This window comes from Mycobacterium sp. HUMS_12744610, from assembly GCF_041206865.1.
Lineage (GTDB): Bacteria > Actinomycetota > Actinomycetes > Mycobacteriales > Mycobacteriaceae > Mycobacterium > Mycobacterium servetii.
This window is the reverse complement of the sequence record NZ_JBGEDP010000001.1, coordinates 5,209,568-5,230,738: the sequence shown is the minus strand read 5'-3', so window position 1 is coordinate 5,230,738 and position 21,171 is coordinate 5,209,568. Positions and strand designations below refer to the sequence as shown.

Here is a 21,171-nt window from a genome sequence, read left to right as displayed (position 1 = left end):
GGGGCCATGAACCGACACGAACTCACCGAACAGATCGTCCTGGCCCGCCTGGCGCGGGGCCTGAGCTGGCAGCAGTTGGCCGACGCCATCGGCAGACCGGTCGTGTGGACCACGTCCGCCCTGCTCGGCCAGCAGCCGGTGCCCGCCGAGTTCGGCGAAATCCTGGTGGAGATGCTCGGCCTGGACGCATCGGCGGTGCCGGTGCTGGCCGCTCCGCCGATGCGCGGCGGGCTCCCGACCGCGGTGCCGACCGACCCGACGATCTACCGCTTCTACGAGGCGCTGCAGGTGTACGGCGGCGCCCTCAAGGAGCTGATCCACGAGCAGTTCGGCGACGGGATCATGAGCGCGATCAACTTCAGCGTCGACCTGCACAAGAAACCGCACCCGTCCGGGGACCGCGTCGTCGTGACGTTCGACGGCAAATTCCTCCCATACCAATGGGTTTCAGCGGAGGACTGAGTGCCGGGCAGGCCACATCCGTCCCCCTCCTCATTTCCGCCTCCCCTGACGTGTTCGCCGCCCGTCGAGGGATACGCCGGGTGGCGTGACGAGATCGCGCCGACGTGCCAGACTTCTTGACGGAGGAGGTGGTTGGGGGCGGCTGCCCCGCAGCCGCCCCTTTCCTCACAAGCCGCAGTCCTACAGCCCGAACTCGGCTTCGATCCCGTCGATCCCGGCGCGAATGGCCTGTAGCGCATCGGCGCGGGCGCGCAACTTGGTCGCGGCGTGGGCCCGCTGGTGCAGGCCGGCGAATTCGCGCGCGGCTTCCCGGGCGCGGCTGAGCACCATCTCGGGCAGCACGATCTCGTCGACGAAGCCGGCTGCCAGCGCGGTCTCTCCGAAGAACGTCTTGGCCAGGACGGTGGCCTGCTGGTACGCCGAACGCGTCAGCCGCAGCTTCATGATCTCGAGGGCCGCATACGGGATGGTCATGCCGATTGCGACCTCGTTGGCCTGGATGTTGTAGGCGTGGGCGGCCACGCGGTGGTCGCCGGAGGACAGCAGGAAGGCCCCCATCGCGATGGCGTGGCCGGTGCAGGCCATCACCACCGGCTTCGGGTAGGACAGCAGCCGATGCGCCAGTTCGAAGCCGCCCCGCAGCATGTCGATCGCCGGTTGCACCTCGCCGGAAGTGAGGATCTTCAAATCGAAGCCGCCACTGAAGACCCGGTCGTTGCCGGCGATCACCACCGCCCCGGCGTTCTCCCGGTCGGCCCGGTCGATCGCCTCGCCGATCGCCTGCTGCATCGCCGGGCCCAGCGCGTTGACCTTGCCGTCATCCATCCGGATGACGGCGACGGAATCCTCGAGGCTGTAGACGACCGGGCCGCTCACTGGGTGCTCCTTCGATACGGACAGCGGAGTCGATTGAATCAGATCGACCGTCGAGCGCCCCGTCGGACCGGGTGTCACACGTGCTGACCGCGGTGCCTGCCCAGTTCGTCCCGGCGTCGCCCCAGCGCAGGCTGACGTCGGGGGGCTGGTCGAGCTGTCGGGGACGCCACCTGTCCTGGGTCTCGCACACGGCGCCGTTGATCCGTTCGATCCCGTCGCGGAACACCTCGGGCCGCGTCTTCTTGCTCGCATAGTGGGAGTTAGGTCAAGAGACCGCGCAGCAACTCCAGCTTCTGCTTCTCCCGCTTCGCCGGGTCGTGCGTCGTCAGCAGTTCGATCCGCTGAACGGGGGGCAGGGCGTCCCAGTCCAGCTCCACCCTCGTTTCCAGCGGCACCCGATGGGGCTGCCGCAGCCGCCAGCCGCGCGGCCGGCCGTTCGGGACGGTCGTTGTAGGTCACGGTGCCGGTGCCGCGCGACTCGATGCCGTGCCCGATCTCGGCAAGGTCGAGCGCCGAATCCCACACCATCCGCCACTCCTGGCCCGGGGCGAGTACGGGCAACTCCCGCGGCAGTTGCAATTCCACGACGTTGGCATGGCCGTCGGCGGCATTCTCGTATTCGGCCACAGTCGGCGGTTTGGGGAAGGAGAACCGTCGTTCGCCGGGTCGATCGTAAATGCTTCCGGACACCGCCGACCGGGGAACTCTTCGACGGGATCGCGCGCCGCGGTGTCGCTCAGCCGCCCATCAGCATTCGCCACTGCTCGAGATCGGCGGCGCGGTACACGTAATTGGAACGCTTGACCTCCGACAACGATGCGCTCGGGTCGGCCGAGTACCAGTGCCCCGGAAACACCGTCGGATCGCCGGGCAGCGTGGCGAGCCGCTGCAGGCTGCGGTACATCTCGTCGGAGTTTCCACCGGGGAAGTCCGTGCGCCCGCAGCCGTCCAGGAACAACGTGTCGCCGGCGACCAGTCGGCCGTCGAGCAGGAAGCACTGGCTGCCCGGCGTGTGTCCCGGGGTGTGCAGCAGCTCGATCGCGATGTCGCCGACGGTGACCTTGTCGTGGTCCTCATGGGTGGTCAGGTCGCCCATCCCGATCCCGGTCACGCGCGAGACCCACTGTGCCTCATGGGTGTTCACGTGCACGGGCACGGCCTTGCGATCCAGTAGCTCGGCCAGGCCCTTCAACTCGAAGCCCATCATCGAACCGCCCACGTGGTCGGGATGATGGTGGGTGACCAGGACCCCGGACAGGTGCATGCCGTCGGCCTCCAGCGTGTCGGCAAGGTCGCCGGCGGCGTAGGCCGGGTCGACGACGACGCAGTCACCGGTCTGTCGATCGCCGATCAGGTAGGCGAAATTGCGCATCTGCGTCGCGACCACATCGCCGGCGGCGAAGTCGCGACCGGAGAGCAGTTGACGGAAGTAGAGACGGTCCTCTGACACCCCATCAGACTAGGGCTCGCCCGGGATGCGCCGACCGCAGCCGTGCGGCAGCGCCGGCGACGTGCTCGGCCGACGCCCCGTGAGTCTCGATTGCGCTTGTATGCACTGGGTATTGTTGGCGCATGAAGAAGAAGGTCGAGATCGTGATCGACACCGACCTGGTCGATGAGGCTATTCGTCGATACGGCCTGGCAGACACGCGCGAAGCCGTCCACCTCGCGCTGCGGACCCTGCTCAACGAGGGTGGTGCCGGGGAGGGCGAACCACCCGACGAGGAGTACGACGAGTTCAGCGACCTCCGCGCGTGGGAACCCCGCCGCAGCGAGAATCGGGGGTGATCCTCGTCGTCAGCCCGTTGTTCCGCCGTCGGGCGGTTCTCGTCGCCCGGCTGCGCAATCCGCACGTGGTTTGGTGAGGTCGCGAGCCGGGTTGTACCCTCTTCTAGGCCCGCGGCATCACCGGTCGATTCGGGTGAACGGCCCCCTTAGCTCAGTCGGCAGAGCGTTTCCATGGTAAGGAAAAGGTCAACGGTTCGATTCCGTTAGGGGGCTCGGCGGACGCCGGGCAGGCTGGCGGCGTACAGAGGCGATGTAGCTCAGTCGGTTAGAGCGAACGACTCATAATCGTTAGGTCGCCGGTTCGAGTCCGGCCATCGCTACAACACAACAATCTTCGAGAGAGAACGGGACATGGCTTCCAGCACCGATGTACGGCCCAAGATCACCTTGGCGTGTGAGGTGTGCAAGCACCGCAACTACATCACCAAGAAGAACCGCCGTAACGACCCCGACCGCCTGGAGTTGAAGAAGTTCTGCCCGAACTGCGGCAAGCATCAGGCGCATCGCGAGACGCGTTAGCGCCGACACGCAAGCTGGTTATCCGGATCGACTAGGTAGGTTCGAACGCCGTGTCGTTGACGAGGATCGTCGGGATGCACTACCGCTATCCCGACCATTACGAGGTGGAACGCGAAAAGATCCGCGAATACGCCGTCGCCGTGCACAACGATGACGAGGCGTTTTTCGAGGAAAAGGCGGCTGCCGAGCTCGGGTATGACGGCCTGACGGCGCCGCTGACGTTCATCAGCGTGTTCGGCTATCGGGCGCAGTCGGCGTTCTTCGAGCATGCCAACGTCGCGGTCACAGACCAGCAGATCGTCCAGGTCGACCAGGTTCTGAAGTTCAAGCGGCCGATCGTGGTGGGCGACAAACTCTACTGCGACGTCTACGTGGACTCGGTGCGTGAGGCGCACGGCACCCAGATCATCGTGACGAGGAACATCGTCACCAACGAGGCCGGCGAGGTCGTTCAGGAGACCTATACGACCTTGGCCGGCCGTGCCGGGGACAACGGAGAAGAGGGATTTGCACATGCCACTACGTGAGTTCAGTTCGGTGAAGGTGGGCGACCAGCTGCCGGAGAAGACCTACCCGCTGACGCGCCAGGACCTGGTGAACTACGCGGGGGTCTCCGGCGATCTGAACCCGATCCACTGGGACGACGAGATCGCCAAGGTCGTCGGGCTGGACACCGCCATCGCGCACGGGATGCTGACCATGGGCATCGGCGGGGGCTACGTGACGTCCTGGGTCGGCGACCCCGGGGCGGTCACCGAGTACAACGTGCGGTTCACCGCCGTGGTGCCGGTGCCCAACGACGGCAAGGGCGCCGAGCTCGTGTTCAGCGGGAAGGTCAAGTCGGTCGATCCCGAGACCAAGTCGGTGACCATCGCCCTCACGGCCACCACCGGGGGTAAGAAGATCTTCGGCCGGGCCATCGCGTCGGCCACACTGGCGTAGCCGATGGCGCTCAAGGTCGACATCCGCGGCATGGTCTGGCGGTACCCGGACCACTTCGTCGTGGGCCGCGAGCAGGTCCGCAGCTTCGCGCGCGCGGTCAAGTGCACCGATCCCGCGGCCTTTTACGAGGAGAAGGCGGCCGAGCTGGGCCATGACAACATCATCGCGCCGCTGACGTTCGTATCGATCTTCGCGAAACTCGTGCAGGACGATTTCTTCCGGAACGTCGATGTGGGCATGGAGACGATGCAGATCGTCCAGGTCGACCAGAAGTTCGTCTACCTCAGGCCGGTGCGCGTCGGCGACAAGCTGTTCGCCAGGATGGAGATCTATTCGGTGGACGAGCGTTTCGGCGCCGACATCGTCGTCACGAAGAACACCTGCACCAACGAGGACGGTGAGGTGATCCTGGAGGCGTACACGACCCTGATGGGGCACGAGGGTGACAACTCGATCCAGCTGAAATGGGACGCGGAATCGGGACAGGTCGTCAGAACTGCGTGATTAGTAACTGACTCGCGCGTCGATGTACACTCGGACCTCGGGGTTTTCCCAGCATTAACGCGCTTCCCACGAATTGCACGAGCGGAAGCGCGCGCCGTGCAAGCCCCGAGGACAGGGTTGGACCGGGTCGGAGGTGGATCTGTCCTGCCAACCGCGAAGGGGCGTAGCTCAACTGGCAGAGCAGCGGTCTCCAAAACCGCAGGTTGCAGGTTCAAGTCCTGTCGCCCCTGCTGACGGCGTACGTCCGACGACGATGCAGGCCGGGACGGCCTGAGGAGGAGTCGGACACTGGGTATCGTGCCATGGTGGACACTGGAAGTGTGCCTCATCACAACGGGACGGCTCACGAAATAGTTATCGGACGAAGGAGCATGCGGTGAGCGACGAGAAGGACGTTGCCGACGACGCCGCACGCGACGGCGGCGACACCGAGCAGAGCCGCGGGAGCGGCGGCCGCTCGGCGGTGGCGACCCAGACCGCGGCGCGCCCGCAACGGCCCACGGGTAAGCGGTCCCGGCAGCGGGCGGACGACGCGGGCGGCGCCGGCGGAGACGAATCGTCGGCCGAGGCCGGGACGGGCAAGGGCAGGGCCAAGAAGGGCCTCAAGAGCAAGGCGGCGAAGGCGCCGAAGGCCACGAAAGCCGGCAGTTCCGCCAACCCGTTCGTCTTCGTCTACAACTACCTCAAGCAGGTCGTTGCGGAGATGCGGAAGGTGATCTGGCCGAACCGCAAGCAGATGCTCACCTACACCTCGGTGGTGCTGGTGTTCCTCGCCTTCATGGTGGCGCTGGTCGGGCTCGCGGACTTCGGCCTGACCAAGCTCGTGCTGCTGGTGTTCGGCTGAGCTTTCGAGACTGACAGGAAGGACTGAAAACCGTGAGTACCTTCGACGGTGACACGTCCGCGGGCGAAGCGGTCGACGTGGAGGAGCGCGAAGAGGCGCCCCCGGCGCTGGAGGCCGCCGAGCCCCACCAGGCGCTGGAGGCCGCTGAGGCCTCCGACGCCGCCGTGCCCGAGGCTCCGGCGGAGTCGGCCGAAGACGTCGACCCGGCCACCGCGCTCAAGGCGGAGCTGCGCAGCAAGCCCGGCGACTGGTATGTCATCCACTCCTATGCCGGCTACGAGAACAAGGTCAAAGCCAACCTGGAAACCCGGGTGCAGAATCTCGACGTCGGCGACTACATATTCCAGGTGGAGGTTCCCACCGAAGAGGTCACCGAGATCAAGAACGGCCAGCGCAAGCAGGTCAACCGCAAGGTGCTGCCCGGCTACATCCTGGTGCGCATGGACCTGACCGACGACTCGTGGGCCGCGGTGCGCAATACCCCCGGGGTGACCGGGTTCGTCGGCGCGACGTCGCGCCCGTCGGCGCTGACCCTCGACGACGTGGTGAAGTTCCTGCTCCCGCGCGGCGCGGCGAAGAAGCCCGCCAAGGGTGCGGCCGGCACCGCGGTCGCCGCCGAGACGGGTGGTCTGGAACGTCCGGCCGTCGAGGTCGACTACGAGGTCGGCGAATCGGTGACGGTCATGGACGGGCCGTTCGCCACGTTGCCGGCCACGATCAACGAGGTCAACGCCGAACAGCAGAAGCTCAAGGTGCTGGTGTCGATCTTCGGCCGGGAAACGCCGGTGGAGTTGACGTTCGGCCAAGTCTCGAAGATCTAGCCGGCGGACCGGCTGCACAACCCAGGAAGGAACACCCAATCTCATGGCCCCGAAGAAGAAAGTCGCCGGGCTGATCAAGCTGCAGATCCAGGCCGGGCAGGCCAACCCGGCCCCGCCGGTCGGGCCGGCGCTCGGCCAGCACGGCGTCAACATCATGGAGTTCTGCAAGGCCTACAACGCGGCCACGGAGAACCAGCGCGGCCAGGTCATCCCGGTGGAGATCACCGTCTACGAGGACCGCAGCTTCACCTTCGCGCTCAAGACGCCGCCCGCCGCCAAGCTGCTGCTCAAGGCGGCCGGTGTGGGCAAGGGCTCGGCGGAGCCGCACAAGACCAAGGTCGCCAAGGTCAGTTGGGACCAGGTCCGCGAGATCGCCGAGACCAAGAAGTCCGACCTGAACGCCAACGACATCGACGCCGCCGCCAAGATCATCGCCGGGACGGCCCGGTCGATGGGCATCACCGTCGAATAACCGTCACCGACGGGTGGGAGGGCCAGCTTCGGCCCGCTTGACAACCACAACCAACCACGAGATTGGATACCTGATGAGCAAGAACAGCAAGGCCTACCGCGCCGCCGCGGAGAAGGTGGACCGCGACAAACTGTACAGCCCGCTGGAGGCGGCCAAGCTGGCCAAGGAGACGTCGTCGGCCAAGCAGGACGCGACCGTCGAGGTCGCGATCCGCCTCGGCGTCGACCCGCGCAAGGCCGACCAGATGGTCCGCGGCACCGTCAACCTGCCGCACGGCACCGGCAAGACGGCCCGGGTCGCGGTGTTCGCGGTCGGGGAGAAGGCCGAACAGGCGCAGGCCGCCGGGGCCGACATCGTCGGCAGCGACGACCTGATCGAGAAGATCCAGGGCGGGTTCCTCGACTTCGACGCCGCCATCGCGACGCCCGACCAGATGGCCAAGGTCGGCCGCATCGCCCGGGTGCTGGGTCCGCGCGGCCTGATGCCCAACCCCAAGACGGGCACCGTCACCCCCGACGTCGCCAAGGCCGTCGCCGACATCAAGGGCGGCAAGATCAACTTCCGGGTGGACAAGCAGGCCAACCTGCACTTCGTCATCGGCAAGGCGTCCTTCGACGAGAAGAGCCTCGCCGAGAACTACGGCGCCGCGCTCGACGAGGTGCTGCGGCTCAAGCCGTCCGCGTCAAAGGGCCGGTACCTGAAGAAGATCACCGTCTCGACGACGACCGGCCCGGGCATTCCCGTCGACCCGTCGATCACCCGCAACTTCGCCGAGGCGTAGTGAGTCGGCGCCCCCAGGGTGCCGACGAATGAAGCGTGCCCGCGCCTGTGGCGCCGCCAACCGCGCCTGAACCATTAGACAAGTTTCAAACGCGATATCGCCCGCGATATCGGGTCTGCAATCGGAATGGCGGCTTCCCGGGCGCTACCGGTGTGACTGGTGTGGCGAAAACGCTTAGCTGCCGCATTCGGCGATGCGGCGTCGCGGAAACGCCCGACCCGGCTCGGATCCGTTGGCTTCCAAGGCGGCCCGGTACCAGGCGACGGCCTCGGCCGGTCGCCCGGCGCGCCGCAGCAAATCGGCGCGCACCGTCGCGACGAGGTTCGAGCGGGCCAGCCGGGCATCGTCGGCGACCTCGTCCAGGCCGGCCAGCGAGCCGTCGCGGAACACGACGGCCAGCGCGCGGTTGGCACGCACCACCGGCGAGCCGGTCAGCCACGCCAACCGGTAGGCCACACAGATCGCCGGCCAATCCGTCTGCTCCCGGGACGGCGCCGTCGCGTGCAACGCCGCGATCACCGCCTGCGGCAGGTACGGGCCCGCAGCCCCCTCGGCCCCGGTCCTGCTCCTCGAGCGGCACCAGCGCCCCGGCTTCGCTGGAGCGAAGCCGTGTGCTTTCACTCTCTACCTGTCCCACGAACGGCGCGGCACCGTTGCGACCAGCTAGGCGGCCGCCCCCGGCTTGAGGTAGGTCACCAGGCTGCAGTCCAGCATCTCGTCGGAGAAATAGTGCTCGCAGCCCCGCAGGTACTTCATGTAGCGGTCGTAGACCTCTTCGGAGGTGACCTCGATGGCCTTCTCCCGGTTTGACTCCAGCGTGTCACCCCAGATGTGCAGCGTCTTGATATAGTGGGGACGCAGCGAAAGCGGTTCGGGCACAACGAAACCCGCCTTCTCGCCGCGCTCGACCATCATCTCGGTGGAGGGCAGCCGGCCACCGGGGAAGATCTCGGTGACGATGAACTTGATGAAGCGCGCCGTCTCCCAGGTGATTCTCTTGCCGCGGGCCGCCATCTCGTAGGGGTGGTAGCTGACGCTGCTCTGCACGGTCATCCGGCCGTCGTCGGGCATGATGTCGAAGCACCGCTTGAAGAAGTCGGCGTAGTTCTCGTGCCCGAAATGCTCGAAGGCCTCGATCGACACGATCCGGTCGACCGGTTCGTTGAAGTCCTCCCAGCCGTGCAGCCGCACCTGACGCGAGCGGGTGGTGTCGAGCGCGCCGAGCACCTGCTCGCAGCGGGCGTGCTGGTTCTTCGACAGCGTCAGGCCGATCACGTTGACGTCGAAGCGCTCGACGGCCCGCTTCATCGTGGTGCCCCACCCGCAACCGATGTCGAGCAGCGTCATGCCCGGCTTGAGGTCCAGCTTGTCCAGGTTCAGGTCGATCTTGGCGTACTGGGCCTCTTCGAGGGTCATGTCGTCGCGCTCGAAATACGCGCAGCTGTACGTCCGGCTCGGATCCTGGAACAGCGCGAAGAAGTCGTCGGAGACGTCGTAGTGGGCCTGGATGTCCTCGAAGCGTGTCCGCGTCTTGGTGGGGCTCTTCGGTTGCTCAACCATGCTGTGTTGTTCTCCTGGGTGATGTTCGTTGCAACCATACCCACTGCGCCGTGCGCTCCCGAAATACGCTGGTCGGCACGAGAGCCTCACTTTGCCAGGGTGAACTGGTTGCAGTCGATGTAGCCCATCCGGAACGCGTTGGCGCATCCGGTCAGGTACTTCAGGTAGCGCTGGTAGACCTCCTCGGACTGGATGGCGACCGCCTCGTCGTGTCGTGCCTCCAGTGCACCGGTCCAGAGGTCGAGGGTCCTGGCGAAGTCCGGCTGCAACGACTGGACGCGGGGCACCGTGAAACCTGCGTTCGCCGCGTGCTCTTCGACCGTCTCGATCGTCGGCAGCCGGCCACCCGGGAAGATTTCGGTCACGATGAACCGGATGAACTTCGCCATCTCCATCGTCAGCGGGATGCCGCGCTCGATGACCTGCCTGACGTGCAGCCCGGTGATCGAGTGCAGCAGCATGACGCCGTCGGCGGGCAGGGCGTTGTAGACGAACTTGAAGAAGTCGTCGTACCGGTCGAACCCGAAGTGCTCCAGCGCCTCGATGACGACGATGCGGTCCACCGGTTCGTCGAACTCCGCCCAGTCGCGCAGCAGCACCCGTCGCGACCGGTCGGTGTCGATGCCCTCGAGAACCTGCCGGCAGTAGGAGTGCTGGTTCTTCGACAGCGTCAGGCCGACGACGTTGACGTCGTAGCGCTCGACGGCGCGCTTCAGCACCGAACCCCAGCCGCAGCCGATGTCGAGCAGCGTCATCCCCGGCCGCAACCCCAGCTTGTCGAGCGTCAGGTCGACTTTGGCGAGCTGAGCCTCGTGCAGGGACATGCCCTGGTGCGGGAAGTAGGCGCAGCTGTAGGTGCGTGTCGGATCCACGAACAGCGCGAAGAACTCGTTCGACAGGTCGTAGTGTGCCTGCACGTTCTCGAGATTGGAGTCATGATCCGACCGCTTGAGCGTGGTCCCCACCCGGTGCTCGAACATCGTGGCCTCCCGACCGGACCGGCACCTTTGCTCGATGCCGTTGCGGGCACCCTACTCGCGGTCGGGCACGAGCGATGGATTCAAAACACGCTTGCGGGGGATTTCTCGATTCGGGTCAGCTGATCGTGTAATCGGTCAGCGGGAAGCGCGACGCCTCCCGCACCGCGTTGAGCACCGACGTGGGCCGCAGCAATGACGCCCTGCCGGTGGGGTCGAAGTAATAGGACCGCGAGGTGGTGCAGTCGCCCGCGTGGAAGACGGTCTTGTCGAGGCGTGCGGTCATCCGATCCATGAACCGCGCCATCGCCCCCTCGGTCACCTCGAACTCGGTGGCTCCCCGGCGCTGGAGCTCACCGAAAAGCCGGTCCATGTGCCGCATTTGATATTCGACGGTGTTGAAGAACGACAAGCTGGAAAACGCGAACGGGCTGGCCAGGCTCAACAGGTTGGGGAAATACGGTATGGACACTCCCTGGTAGGACTGGAACCCGGCATCGCGCCACCATTTCCCGAGGTTCCGCTCCTTTCGGCCGACCACCTCGAAGGCGGGGAAGTTGGCGTCCCAGAGGTCGAAACCGGTGGCCAGCACCAACGTGTCGATGACGGTCTTGTGTCCGTCGACGGTGACGATGCCGTCGGGCTCGATCCGCTCGATGCGGTTGGTCTCCAGATGTACGTGGGGCTTGGCGAAGGTGCGATAGTAGCTGTTCGACCAGGTCGGGCGTTTGCAGCCGAAGTCGTAGTCGGGCGTCAGCTTGCGGCGCAATTCCTTGTCGCGGATCGCGATGAAGCGGTTGATCTTCGAGAGATCCGACGCGGCGATGTTCAGCCGCCGCAAACCGCGGTAGTGCAGCGCACCGTCCAGGATCACGTCGAAAACGGTGTCGGTCACCTGCCTGAGGGCGCGCTGCACAAGCGGGATCTGGGCGAACACCCAACGCAGCCAGGCCGGGATGGCGAAGTCGATCTTGGGCACCACATGGATCGCGGTGCGCTGGTACACCGTGAGGTCGGAGGCTTTGGCGGCCAGTTGGGGAATCAACTGCACCGCGGTCGCCCCGGTTCCGATGAGCGCGACGCGCCGCCCCTCGAACTCGTAGTCGTGATCCCACGCCGTGGTGTGGACGATCTTGCCGCCGAAACCCTCGATGCCGGGAATCTGCGGTGTGTGCGGCTGTGACAGGAATCCGGTGGCGGTGATCAGAAAGCGCGTCGTCAGGCCGTCGCCGCCGGCCAGTGCCACCCGCCACACGTGAGCGTCCTCGTCCCAGCGCGCGCTCTCGACGGTCGTGTCGAACCGGATGTGGCGGCGCACGTCGTACTTGTCGGCGACGTCTTCGGCGTACTGCCGCAGCTCGGCACCGGGCGGAAACAGCCGTGACCAGTGCGGGTTGGGCTCGAACCAGTACGAGTAGGTGGTGCCCGGAACGTCAACGGCCAGGCCCGGATACCGGTTGAGGTACCAGGTGCCCCCAAGGCCGGGCTCGCGTTCCAGGATCGCGATGTTGTCGTATCCGAGCCGTTTGAGCTGTATCGCCGCGCCGATGCCGCCGAAACCGGCACCGACGATGACCACGTCGTAGCCGGGCCGGACGTCATCGAACGGCGTCCGCGTCGTCCCCGGACTCGTCGGTTGCTCGGACATGCTGGAAATGCTCTCCTGGTTTACGTTCGCAGCGATGCTACCCAGCGGTCGCTTGTTTGCCAACGCGCCACGACGGCGGCCGCGGCGGGCGCCGAACGGAAAGCGATCCCGGCCGCGAAAGCGCCACAGCGTCGAAGACGTACGAGGTGGGGACCGTCGGCGCATGCGCGCCGGACGAGCTGCGCTCCGTGTGAACCGTCGGCCGAACCCGAAGTGGCGCAGCGGGATCCGGCGGCGCGCCGTGGGCGGCCGCCCTCACTTCGTGAGCGTGTACTGGGCGACGCTGGAGATGCCCTTACGGAACAGGCCCGCGCAGCCGGTGAGATAGCGCATGAAGCGGTCGTAGACCTCTTCGGATTGGACGGCGATAGCGCGTTCGCGGTTGGCCTCCAGGTTGGCCGCCCACATGTCGAGGGTCCGGGCGTAATGGGGCTGCAGGTATTGGACCTGCTCGATGGAGAACCCGCTGTGGCGTGCGTTGTCGACGATGTCGGGTTCGCCGCACATCTGCCCGCCGGGGAAGATCTCCTTGCCGAGGAAGCGCAGGAAACGCAGGTCCGTCATCGTGATCGGGATGCCGTGCTCGTGCCAGTATGACTGCGGCCGCGTGAAGATGCTGTGCATCATCATCCGGCTGTTGTCGGGGAGCGTCTTGTAGGCCCAGTCCCAGAAAACGGGCCACCGCTCCTTCTTGAACGCGTCGAACGCCTCGAAACTGATGATCCGGTCGACGGGTTCGTCGAACTCCTCCCAACCCTGCAGCCGGGCCTCGGCCCGCCGGGTCGTCGGAATCTCGGCCAGCCGATCTCTGGTGCGCGCGTAGTGATTTCGGCTCAGCGTGATCCCGATGACGTTGACGTCGTATTTCTCGAGGGCTCGGACCACGGCCCCGCCCCAGCCGCATCCGACGTCGAGCAGCGTCATTCCGGGCTCGAGGTGCAGCTTGTCCAGCCCCAGGTCCAGCTTCGCGAGCTGCGCCTCTTCCAGCGTCATGTCGTCGCGCTCGAAGTAGGCGCAGGTGTAGACCATGTTGGGGTCGAGGAACAACGCGAAGAAGTCGTCCGAGAGGTCGTACGTCGCCTGCGACTCTTCGTAATAGGGTTTCAGGTCGCTCATCGTCAACCATCCTTCCAACGCCACGATTTTGGCCCTGACAGAGTTCCCACGGAATTCGCTCCCAACCCCGTGAAAATCCCGGCCGACCGACCTCAGCTGGCCTCGGCGAAATTGCTCGTCAGCACGCCGATCAGCCGATCCCACAGTTGTTGAGGTAGGTCGTGGCCCATGCCGTCAAACAAGAATAGTCGAGCCCCGGTGACGGCGCGCGCAACGGCCCGGCCCCCGGAGGGGCGCATCAGCTTGTCGGCGCGGCCGTGGATCACGACGGTCGGCGCGCCGATGCGCCGGTTGTACCGCGTCAGGCTGCCGGTGCCCAGGATCGCGCCGAAGTGCCGGGCGACGCCTTGCGGGTAGTAGCTGCGGTCGTAGCCCTCGGCGGCTTCCGCGCGGACCTGTTCCTCGGTGGCGCGGAAGCGCGGGCTGCCGATGATGTTGGTGACGCGCACGGCGTTGTCGATGATCACCTCGCGCGGTGAGCCCGGCGGTGGGCCCTTGAGGAGCGCCAGCAACGCGCGCGGGGCCGGCGGCGGCAGGAACGGGCGGTTGTTGCTGGAGAACAGGATTCCCAGCGTCCTGGTCCGTTCGGGGAACCGCGCCGCGAAGACCTGGGCGATCATGCCGCCCATCGACGCCCCCACGACGTGGGCGTGCTCGATGCCCAGGTGATCGAGCACCGCGGCGGCGTCGCCGGCCATTTCGTCGAGGGTGTAGTCGGCGTTGCAGCGCAGACCTACCCAGAAGCGGGCCAACCGGATCGGTAATGGCTGCCCGGCGCCGCGATGCTCGGTCTTGCTGGACAGGCCGACGTCGCGGTTGTCGTAGCGGATGACCCGCAGCCCGTGGCGGACGAGCTTCTCGCAGAAGGCGGTCCGCCACAGCAGCAGCTGGGCGCCCAACCCCATGATCAGCAGCACGGGCGGATGGTCGATGTCGCCCATGTCCTCGTAGTAGAGCTTCAGGTCACCGGCGGGAGAGGACGAGACGGCGTGCCCGCTGCGTATTTCCATCGGTCTCGGACTTTGCATCGATCTCGGTCAGGCCTCGAGGTCGGAGGAGTGCTCGCGGCTGACCTCGACCATGAAGTTGGCGAAGTACCCCGTCAGCTGCGGGTCGGACATCATCTGCCACTTCGGCGCCAGCAACTTCATGTACCGCTCGACGTAGAGGAACTGCTTGCCGATCAGCACGAGCTCGCGCGGCAGCTTGACGTCGTAGGCGTCGGCCAGCGCCGAGAGCTGCCGGCCGATGTCGGCGTACGACAGGTCGCCCAGGGTCTGCAGCGTCAGCGGGGTGGCGAAGCGCTCCAGGTCCTTGGCGGCCTCGGCCTCGGGCCTCATCGTGCCGACCGCGCCCATCAGCACGACGATCTTGCCGGCCGCGGCGTGGTCCTTCTTGACCAGCAGCGCGTACACGAGTTCGCGCAGCAGCCAGCGGGTCCGCGGGTCGATGCGGCCCATGATCCCGAAGTCGAAGAACACGATGCGGCCCGCCTCGTCGACGTAGAGGTTGCCCGCGTGCAGGTCGCCGTGGAACAGCCCGTGCCGCAAGCCGCCCTCGAACAGGCTGAACAGCAGCGCCTTGACCAGCTCGGTTCCGTCGAAGCCGGCCTTGCGGATGGCGGCGGCGTCGTCGATGCGGATGCCGTGCACCCGCTCCATCGTCAGCACCCGGTCGGTGGTGAAGTCCCAGTGCACCTCCGGCACCCGGATGCCCTGGCCCAGCGGGGAGGCGTGCAGGTGGGAGACCCAGGCCTCCATCGACTGCGCCTCGAGGCGGAAGTTCAGCTCCTCGGCCAGGTTGTCGGAGAAGTCGGCGACCACGTCCTGCGCCGAGAGCCGGCGGCCCAGCTTGGCCAGTTCGACGGCCTGGGCGAAGCGCTTGAGGATCTGCAGGTCGGCGGCCACCCGGCGGCGGATGCCCGGCCGCTGGATCTTGACGACGACGTCCTCGCCGGTGTGCAGGGTCGCGTAGTGCACCTGGGCGATGGACGCCGACGCGAACGGCTCCTCCTCGAAGGTGGCGAACAGTTCGGCGGGTTCGCGGCCGAGCTCCTCGACGAACAGCTTGTGCACCTGTGCGCTGTCGGCGGGGGGCACGCGGTCCAGCAGGCCGCGGAACTCGCGGGACAGCGATTCGCCGAACGCGCCGGGGCTGGACGCGATGATCTGTCCGAACTTGACGTATGTGGGGCCGAGGTCGGCGAAGGTCTGCGGGAGCTGCCTGATCACCTTCTGCTGCCACGGCCCCCGTCCCGGCAGCGTGGTGAGGAAGCGGGCGGCGGCGCGGGTGACCTGCCAGCCGGTGACGGCCACCCGGGCCGCCTCGGCCGGCAGGGGCACCCGGTCCAGCCTGGCCACCTCTCGGTGTTTGGTAGAGCTCATTCCAGCAGTCTGCCAAACCGGCGGTGTCAACTCCCAATCTCTGCGGGGCCGCTCACCGGCTCCAGGGCTTGAGCCAGCCCTGGATTTCCCAGCCCTCACGCGCGGCGACCAACTCGTACATGGTGGCGCCGTCGATGGTTTCGCGCACGATGTCGGCGTGCCCGGCGTGCCGGGCCAGCTCGTTGATCACGTGCAGGATCACCCAGCGCACCGACCAGGCCCGCTGGTTCTTCGGGAACCACGGGATGTCCTGCGGGACGGGCACGGCGGCGTCGAGGTCGGCGGTCTCCACCAGCCGCAGCGACGCCGCGTTCTGTATTTCCAATGCCGCCAGCAGCCCGGCCAGCGTCTCGTCGGGCCGCATCACGTGCTGGTCGGCGAACTCCGCCGCGATCTCCTCGAACGGCCGGGTGTCCTTCGGCGGCGCGCCCGGCGCGGCGGCGACGCGGGCCATCCAGCTGCGCTGCATCCCGGTGGCGTGCTTGACCAGCCCGCCGATCGACAGGGCGCTGGCCGACGGTGCGGACCGGGCCTGCTCGTCGCGCAGGCCGTGGGACACGGCGAAGTAGGCGCTCTGGTGGAAAGCCAGGAACTCGCGCAGGGCGCTTCGTTCGTCGCTCACGGGCGGTGCGAGTGCGGGCATGGGACGATCCTTCCCCGTAAGGTGCGGGCATGCAGGTGGTTTCGGCCGATGCGACCGATCTGTTCGTCGGGCCGCCGGATGCGCCGCTGCAACTGGTGCGGGTCACCGTTTCCGGGTGCACGCGCCCGACGCCGGTCCGCATCGACGGCGACGGCCTGCGTGGGGAAGCCGTCGCGGCCGCCGGGCAGGAGGTGGTCGAGGTTGCGGTGGTGGTGGAGCGGCCGGTGGTCGGTGAGCGGCGCGCCGCCCGCGTCCAGCCGTCGGGCAGGTCGTTCGAATTCACCTTCGAGTTCGTGACAGCCGAGCCCGGCTGGACGATGTTCATGGTCAGCCACTTCCACTACGACCCGGTCTGGTGGAACACCCAGGGCGCCTACACCAGCGAGTGGACCGAGGACCCGCCCGGGCGGGCGCGCCAGCGCAACGGCTTCGACCTGGTGCGCGCCCACCTGGAAACGGCCCGCCGCGATCCCGACTACAAATTCGTGCTGGCCGAGGTGGATTACCTCAAGCCGTACTGGGACACGCGCCCCGAGGGCCGGGCCGACCTGCGCCGGTTCCTGGCCGAGGGCCGCGTCGAGGTGATGGGCGGCACCTACAACGAACCCAACACCAACCTCACCAGCCCGGAGACGACCATCCGGAATCTGGTCCACGGCATCGGTTTTCAACGTCACGTGCTGGGCGCCGACCCGGCCACCGCGTGGCAGCTCGACGTGTTCGGCCACGACCCGCAGTTCCCCGGGCTGGCGGCCGACGCCGGCCTGACGTCGAGTTCGTGGGCGCGCGGCCCGCACCACCAGTGGGGCCCGGCCCAGGGCGGTCCCGAGACCGGTGGCCTCGATCGCATGCAGTTCAGCAGCGAGTTCGAGTGGATCTCGCCGTCCGGCCGCGGCCTGCTCACCCACTACATGCCCGCGCATTATTCGGCGGGCTGGTGGATGGACTCCGCGAGCACGCTCGCCGAGGCCGAGGACGCCACCTACGCGCTGTTCGGACAACTCAAGCGGGTCGCGCTGACGCGCAACGTGCTGCTACCCGTCGGCACCGATTACACGCCGCCGAACAAGTGGGTCACCTCGATCCACCGCGACTGGGCCGCCCGCTACACCTGGCCGCGTTTCGTGTGCGCGTTGCCGCGGGAGTTCTTCGCCGCGGTGCGCGCCGAACTGGCCGGGCGCGGGTGTGCGCCGTCGCCGCAGACCCGCGACATGAACCCGATCTACACCGGCAAGGACGTGTCCTACATCGACACCAAACAGGCCAACCGGGCCGCCGAGAACGCCGTGCTGGCCGCCGAGCGCTTCGCCGTGTTCGCCGCGCTGACGACCGGCGCCGAGTATCCGCAGGCCGCGCTGTCCAAGGCGTGGGTGCAGCTGGCCTACGGGGCGCACCACGACGCGATCACCGGATCGCAGTCCGACCAGGTCTACCTGGACCTGCTGACCGGCTGGCGCGACGCGTGGGAGCTGGGCCGCGCGACCCGCGACAACTCGCTGGCGCTGCTCTCGGAGGCGGTGAGCGGGGACGTGACCGTGTGGAATCCGCTGGCCCGGCAACGCACCGACATCGTGACCGCGCGGCTCGACCGCGCCGCCGCACCGGGGGTGCGGGTGGTCGACGCCGACGGCGCCGAGGTGCCCGCCCACGTCGGGCACGACGGCCGGTCGGTCACCTGGCTGGCGGCCGACGTGCCGTCGCTGGGCTGGCGCGCCTACCGTCTGGTCCCCGGCGGGGAGCCCACCGGCTGGGAGCCGGTGCCCGGATCCGAGATCGCCAACGAGCACTACCGGCTGGCGGTCGACCCGGCGCGGGGCGGGGGCGTGGCGGCGCTGCGGCACGGTGCCCGGCAGCTGATCGCCGACGGCCGGGTCGGCAACGAGCTGACCGTCTACGAGGAATACCCGGCGCACCCGACGCAGGGCGAGGGCCCGTGGCACCTGCTGCCCAAGGGGCCGGTGGTGTGCTCGGCCGATTTCCCCGCGCGGGTGCAGGCCTACCGCGGCCCGCTCGGCCAGCGGCTGGTGGTCCACGGCCGCGTCGGCGCGCTGCTGCGTTACACCCAGACCCTGACGCTGTGGCGCGGGGTGGCGCGGGTGGACTGCCGCACCACCGTCGACGAGTTCACCGGTGCCGACCGCTTGGTGCGCCTGCGCTGGCCGTGCCCGGTGCCCGGCGCCATGCCGGTCAGCGAGGTGGGCGACGCCGTCATCGGGCGCGGTTTCGCCCTGCTCGGCGACCGGGAACGCTCGGTGGACACCGCGCAGCACCTGTGGACCCTGGACAACCCGGCCTACGGCTGGTTCGGGCTGTCCGTGGCGGCCCGGGTGCGCGTCGGCGCCGACGCGCGGGCGGTGTCGGTGGCCGAGGTGGTGTCGCCGGACGAGACGACCTCCGCGCCGCTGGCCCGCGAGCTGATGGTGGCGCTGGTCCGCGCCGGTGTCACGGCCACCTGCAGCGGCGCCGGCAAGCCGCGCTACGGCCACCTCGACGTCGACTCCAACCTGCCCGACGTGCGGATCGCACTCGGCGGGCCGGCCCGCAACGTCTTCACCGGAGCCGTTCTCGCGCAGGCCGGCCCGGCATACTCCGCCGAACTCGAGCGGCAACTGGCCGCGACCGGCCGGGCCAGGGTGTGGGTGCCGGCCGCGGCTCCGCTGGCGGCGGTCTGGGTGCCCGGCGCCGACCTGCGCCCGCCGCGGGCGCTGCCCGTGCTGGTGATCGACGGCCGCGACGAGGAAAGCCTGCGCGCCGAGATCGCGGCGGTGGCCGACGACCTCGCCGACGCCGAGATCGCCGTCACGCAGCGGGCGCCGTCGGGAATGGGCCCCTGCGAAGACCGGACGGTCGCGCTGCTCAACCGCGGGGTGCCCAGCTTCGCCGTCGACACCGAGGGCACGCTGCACACCGCGCTGATGCGGTCCTGCACCGGCTGGCCGTCGGGCGTCTGGATCGACGAGCCGCGCCGCACCGCGCCCGACGGCTCGAACTTCCAGCTCCAGCACTGGACGCACGCCTTCGACTACGCGCTGGCCTGCGGCGACGGCGACTGGCGGCGCGCCGGGATTCCGGCGCGCAGCGCGGAGTTCTCCCACCCGCTGCTTGCCGTCGTCGCCGGCGAGCGGGACGCCGTGCTGCCGCCGGCGGGATCGCTGCTGCGCGCCGACCCCGCCGACGCGGTGCAGCTCGCCGCCCTCAAGGCGGCGGGCAACCCGCTGGCGGGGGGCAGCGCCCGGCCGGTCGACCCCGGCGCGGTGGCGCTGCGGTTGGTGCAGGCGACGGGGACGCCCACCCGCGTGGCGCTGGGCTCCTCGATCGCCGCGATCACCGGCCTGCGCGCCGCCGACCTGCTGGAAGAGGCGGGCGAACCCGTCGACTCCGTGCACCTGCACGGCTATCAGGTGGCCACCGTGCTGGCGAGGCTCGAAACGCCCCGGCTGTCAACGTCTTCCGCGTCTTCCGCCGCGCTGGCCCCGCACGCCGAGGCCGCTCAACCCCTCTACGCGCGCTACTGGCTGCACAACCGGGGGCCCGCGCCCCTCGGCGGGTTGCCCGCGGTCGCCCACCTGCACCCCACCCGGGTGACCGCCGACCCCGGCGCGGAGGTGGTGCTGCGGCTGACCGCGGCCGGCGACTGCAGCGATGCCGCACTGGACGGCGCGGTGACGCTGGTGTGCCCGGACGGTTGGTCGGCCACGCCGGGTGAGCTGCCCTTGGCGCTGGAGCCCGGCGGGCACCGGGAAGCCGACGTGACGGTGGCGATCCCGGCTCGCGCACGGCCCGGGCTCTATCCCGTCCGCGCGCAGCTGCGCCTGGCCGGCGGCGAAATCCCCGCCGCGTGGCGCCAGGTGGTCGAGGATGTATGCGTGGTGGCGGTGGGCGGCGACGCCGATCCCGGCGGACTGGCCTACCTGCTGGACGGGCCCGCCGATGTCACGCTGCGCGCCGGCGACACGGCCCGGCTGGCGGTCACGGTCGGCACCCGCGCGCGGGCCGACGTGGCGCTCGAGGCGCATCTGATCAGCCCGTGGGGCACCTGGGAGTGGCTGGGCCCGGCCGCGCGCGGCGCCGTGCTGCCCGCCGGCGGCACGATCGAACTGGGCTTCGACGTGACCCCGCCCGCCTGGCTGGAGCCGGGCCGGTGGTGGGCCCTGGTCCGGCTGGGCTGTGCCGGGCGGCTCGTCTACTCACCGGCGGTGCGGGTGACCGTGACATGAGCGGCCATCCGGTCGCCACCGTCGGCGGCGCACCCGTCGCGCTCGCCGAGGTCGACTTGCGGGAGGCGCGGTTGCGCGCCGGTCCGGGTGCGGCGGCGCTGCCCGCCGCCGGTAGCAGCGAGGGCCGCCAACTGCGGCGCTGGCTGACCCAGCTGATCGTCACCGAGCGGGTGGTCGCCGCCGAGGCCGCCGCGCGCGGGCTCACCGCGGGTGGCGCCCCGACCGAGGGGGAGCTGCTGCCCGACGCCGCGGCCCGGCTGGAGATCGGCAGCGTCGCCGCCGCCGCGCTGGCCGATCCGCGCGCCCGCGCGCTGTTCGCCGACGTCACCGCCGGGGTCGCGGTGACCGACGACGACGTCGCCGCCTACCACGCCCGCAACCCGCTGCGGTTCGCCGCGCCGGCCCCCGCCCGGCACGGCTGGCGGGCCCCCGCAGTGGTCGGCCCGCCGCTGGCGGAGGTGCGGTGCGCGATCGCCGAGCATCTGCGGGGCGCCGCGCGCCGCCGCGCCTTCCGGATCTGGCTGGACGAGCGCCGGGCGGCGCTGGTCCGGCTGGCGCCCGGCTACGAGCATCCCGGGGACCCGCGCCAACCCGACAACACCCACCGGCACTGAGCG

The 21,171-nt window shown here is 68.7% G+C and carries 21 protein-coding genes, 3 tRNA genes and 2 pseudogenes; 15 read left to right on the top strand and 11 right to left on the bottom strand.

The window, feature by feature from the left end:
• The first annotated feature begins 6 nt into the window (after positions 1-6).
• Positions 7-462: a cyanase gene (gene cynS, locus AB8998_RS25440; protein WP_369741758.1), complete on the top strand. Its 456-nt coding sequence runs from the start codon at positions 7-9 to the stop codon at positions 460-462.
• Positions 463-642: 180 nt separating this feature from the next.
• Here the strand turns inward: cynS and AB8998_RS25435 are convergent, their stop codons facing one another.
• The 3 genes and pseudogenes from AB8998_RS25435 to AB8998_RS25425 form a co-directional block, all read right to left on the bottom strand.
• Positions 643-1,338 (bottom strand): crotonase/enoyl-CoA hydratase family protein, encoded by a 696-nt coding sequence (locus AB8998_RS25435; protein WP_369740707.1) that lies wholly within the window; start codon positions 1,336-1,338, stop codon positions 643-645.
• Between the two features lie 74 nt (positions 1,339-1,412).
• Positions 1,413-1,992: pseudogene (locus AB8998_RS25430) on the bottom strand (hypothetical protein); the annotation flags it as partial.
• An 82-nt stretch (positions 1,993-2,074) separates the two neighbouring features.
• The gene (locus tag AB8998_RS25425) at positions 2,075-2,788 is read right to left on the bottom strand and encodes an MBL fold metallo-hydrolase (protein WP_369740706.1); all 714 of its coding nucleotides are present in this window, start codon (positions 2,786-2,788) and stop codon (positions 2,075-2,077) included.
• A 122-nt stretch (positions 2,789-2,910) separates the two neighbouring features.
• On the opposite strand from AB8998_RS25425, the gene AB8998_RS25420 reads away from it, so the two are divergent.
• The 12 genes from AB8998_RS25420 to rplA all read left to right on the top strand — a co-directional run bounded on the left by AB8998_RS25420 (position 2,911) and on the right by rplA (position 8,009).
• Positions 2,911-3,126, top strand: a complete 216-nt coding sequence (locus AB8998_RS25420; protein WP_369740705.1) for a type II toxin-antitoxin system VapB family antitoxin — start codon at positions 2,911-2,913, stop codon at positions 3,124-3,126.
• Positions 3,127-3,266: 140 nt separating this feature from the next.
• A tRNA-Thr gene (locus tag AB8998_RS25415) sits at positions 3,267-3,339 on the top strand.
• A 33-nt stretch (positions 3,340-3,372) separates the two neighbouring features.
• A tRNA-Met gene (locus AB8998_RS25410) sits at positions 3,373-3,446 on the top strand.
• Positions 3,447-3,477: 31 nt separating this feature from the next.
• Entirely contained in the window at positions 3,478-3,645 is a 168-nt protein-coding gene (gene rpmG, locus AB8998_RS25405) for a 50S ribosomal protein L33 (RefSeq protein WP_003898538.1), read from the top strand.
• Positions 3,646-3,719: 74 nt separating this feature from the next.
• Positions 3,720-4,172 carry a (3R)-hydroxyacyl-ACP dehydratase subunit HadA gene (hadA, locus tag AB8998_RS25400; RefSeq protein ID WP_369741757.1) on the top strand — a complete coding sequence of 151 codons (453 nt, stop codon included), beginning with the start codon at positions 3,720-3,722 and terminating at the stop codon, positions 4,170-4,172.
• On the top strand, positions 4,159-4,587 hold the full coding sequence (gene hadB, locus AB8998_RS25395; protein WP_369740677.1) for a (3R)-hydroxyacyl-ACP dehydratase subunit HadB: 429 nt from the start codon (positions 4,159-4,161) through the stop codon (positions 4,585-4,587). Before hadA ends, hadB begins: the two co-directional genes overlap by 14 nt.
• Positions 4,588-4,590: 3 nt before the next feature.
• The gene (gene hadC, locus AB8998_RS25390) at positions 4,591-5,091 is read left to right on the top strand and encodes a (3R)-hydroxyacyl-ACP dehydratase subunit HadC (RefSeq protein WP_369740675.1); all 501 of its coding nucleotides are present in this window, start codon (positions 4,591-4,593) and stop codon (positions 5,089-5,091) included.
• A gap of 157 nt (positions 5,092-5,248) precedes the next feature.
• Positions 5,249-5,321 (top strand) — tRNA-Trp (locus AB8998_RS25385).
• A gap of 146 nt (positions 5,322-5,467) precedes the next feature.
• On the top strand, positions 5,468-5,935 hold the full coding sequence (gene secE / locus AB8998_RS25380; RefSeq protein WP_369740674.1) for a preprotein translocase subunit SecE: 468 nt from the start codon (positions 5,468-5,470) through the stop codon (positions 5,933-5,935).
• Between the two features lie 32 nt (positions 5,936-5,967).
• Entirely contained in the window at positions 5,968-6,756 is a 789-nt protein-coding gene (nusG, locus tag AB8998_RS25375) for a transcription termination/antitermination protein NusG (RefSeq protein WP_369740673.1), read from the top strand.
• Positions 6,757-6,799: 43 nt separating this feature from the next.
• Positions 6,800-7,228, top strand: a complete 429-nt coding sequence (gene rplK / locus AB8998_RS25370) for a 50S ribosomal protein L11 (RefSeq protein WP_369740671.1) — start codon at positions 6,800-6,802, stop codon at positions 7,226-7,228.
• Between the two features lie 73 nt (positions 7,229-7,301).
• Positions 7,302-8,009 carry a 50S ribosomal protein L1 gene (gene rplA, locus AB8998_RS25365; RefSeq protein WP_369740669.1) on the top strand — a complete coding sequence of 236 codons (708 nt, stop codon included), beginning with the start codon at positions 7,302-7,304 and terminating at the stop codon, positions 8,007-8,009.
• Between the two features lie 174 nt (positions 8,010-8,183).
• Here rplA and AB8998_RS25360 read toward each other — a convergent pair.
• The 8 genes and pseudogenes from AB8998_RS25360 to AB8998_RS25325 form a co-directional block, all read right to left on the bottom strand.
• Positions 8,184-8,633, bottom strand: a pseudogene (locus AB8998_RS25360) (RNA polymerase subunit sigma-24); the annotation flags it as partial.
• Between the two features lie 39 nt (positions 8,634-8,672).
• Positions 8,673-9,569, bottom strand: coding sequence for a hydroxymycolate synthase MmaA4 (mmaA4, locus tag AB8998_RS25355; RefSeq protein WP_369740668.1), 897 nt, complete (start codon positions 9,567-9,569; stop codon positions 8,673-8,675).
• 86 nt (positions 9,570-9,655) lie between these two features.
• On the bottom strand, positions 9,656-10,549 hold the full coding sequence (locus AB8998_RS25350) for a cyclopropane mycolic acid synthase family methyltransferase (RefSeq protein ID WP_369740665.1): 894 nt from the start codon (positions 10,547-10,549) through the stop codon (positions 9,656-9,658).
• A gap of 115 nt (positions 10,550-10,664) precedes the next feature.
• Complete coding sequence (locus tag AB8998_RS25345; protein WP_369740664.1) at positions 10,665-12,194, bottom strand: flavin-containing monooxygenase; 1,530 nt, start codon at positions 12,192-12,194, stop codon at positions 10,665-10,667.
• A gap of 255 nt (positions 12,195-12,449) precedes the next feature.
• Positions 12,450-13,310, bottom strand: a complete 861-nt coding sequence (locus AB8998_RS25340) for a cyclopropane mycolic acid synthase family methyltransferase (RefSeq protein WP_369740662.1) — start codon at positions 13,308-13,310, stop codon at positions 12,450-12,452.
• Positions 13,311-13,402: 92 nt separating this feature from the next.
• The gene (locus AB8998_RS25335) at positions 13,403-14,320 is read right to left on the bottom strand and encodes an alpha/beta fold hydrolase (RefSeq protein WP_369740661.1); all 918 of its coding nucleotides are present in this window, start codon (positions 14,318-14,320) and stop codon (positions 13,403-13,405) included.
• Between the two features lie 27 nt (positions 14,321-14,347).
• Positions 14,348-15,694: an ABC1 kinase family protein gene (locus AB8998_RS25330; RefSeq protein ID WP_369740660.1), complete on the bottom strand. Its 1,347-nt coding sequence runs from the start codon at positions 15,692-15,694 to the stop codon at positions 14,348-14,350.
• A 52-nt stretch (positions 15,695-15,746) separates the two neighbouring features.
• Positions 15,747-16,316 (bottom strand): DinB family protein, encoded by a 570-nt coding sequence (locus tag AB8998_RS25325; RefSeq protein WP_369741756.1) that lies wholly within the window; start codon positions 16,314-16,316, stop codon positions 15,747-15,749.
• Positions 16,317-16,366: 50 nt separating this feature from the next.
• Between AB8998_RS25325 and AB8998_RS25320 the strand changes: the two genes are divergently transcribed.
• Both AB8998_RS25320 and AB8998_RS25315 read left to right on the top strand, forming a co-directional pair.
• Positions 16,367-20,554, top strand: coding sequence for a glycoside hydrolase family 38 N-terminal domain-containing protein (locus AB8998_RS25320; protein WP_369740659.1), 4,188 nt, complete (start codon positions 16,367-16,369; stop codon positions 20,552-20,554).
• A complete protein-coding gene (locus AB8998_RS25315) occupies positions 20,551-21,168 on the top strand; it encodes a DUF7158 domain-containing protein (protein ID WP_369740658.1) in 618 nt (205 codons plus the stop codon). The genes AB8998_RS25320 and AB8998_RS25315 overlap by 4 nt, the downstream gene beginning before the upstream one ends.
• Positions 21,169-21,171 lie beyond the last annotated feature (3 nt).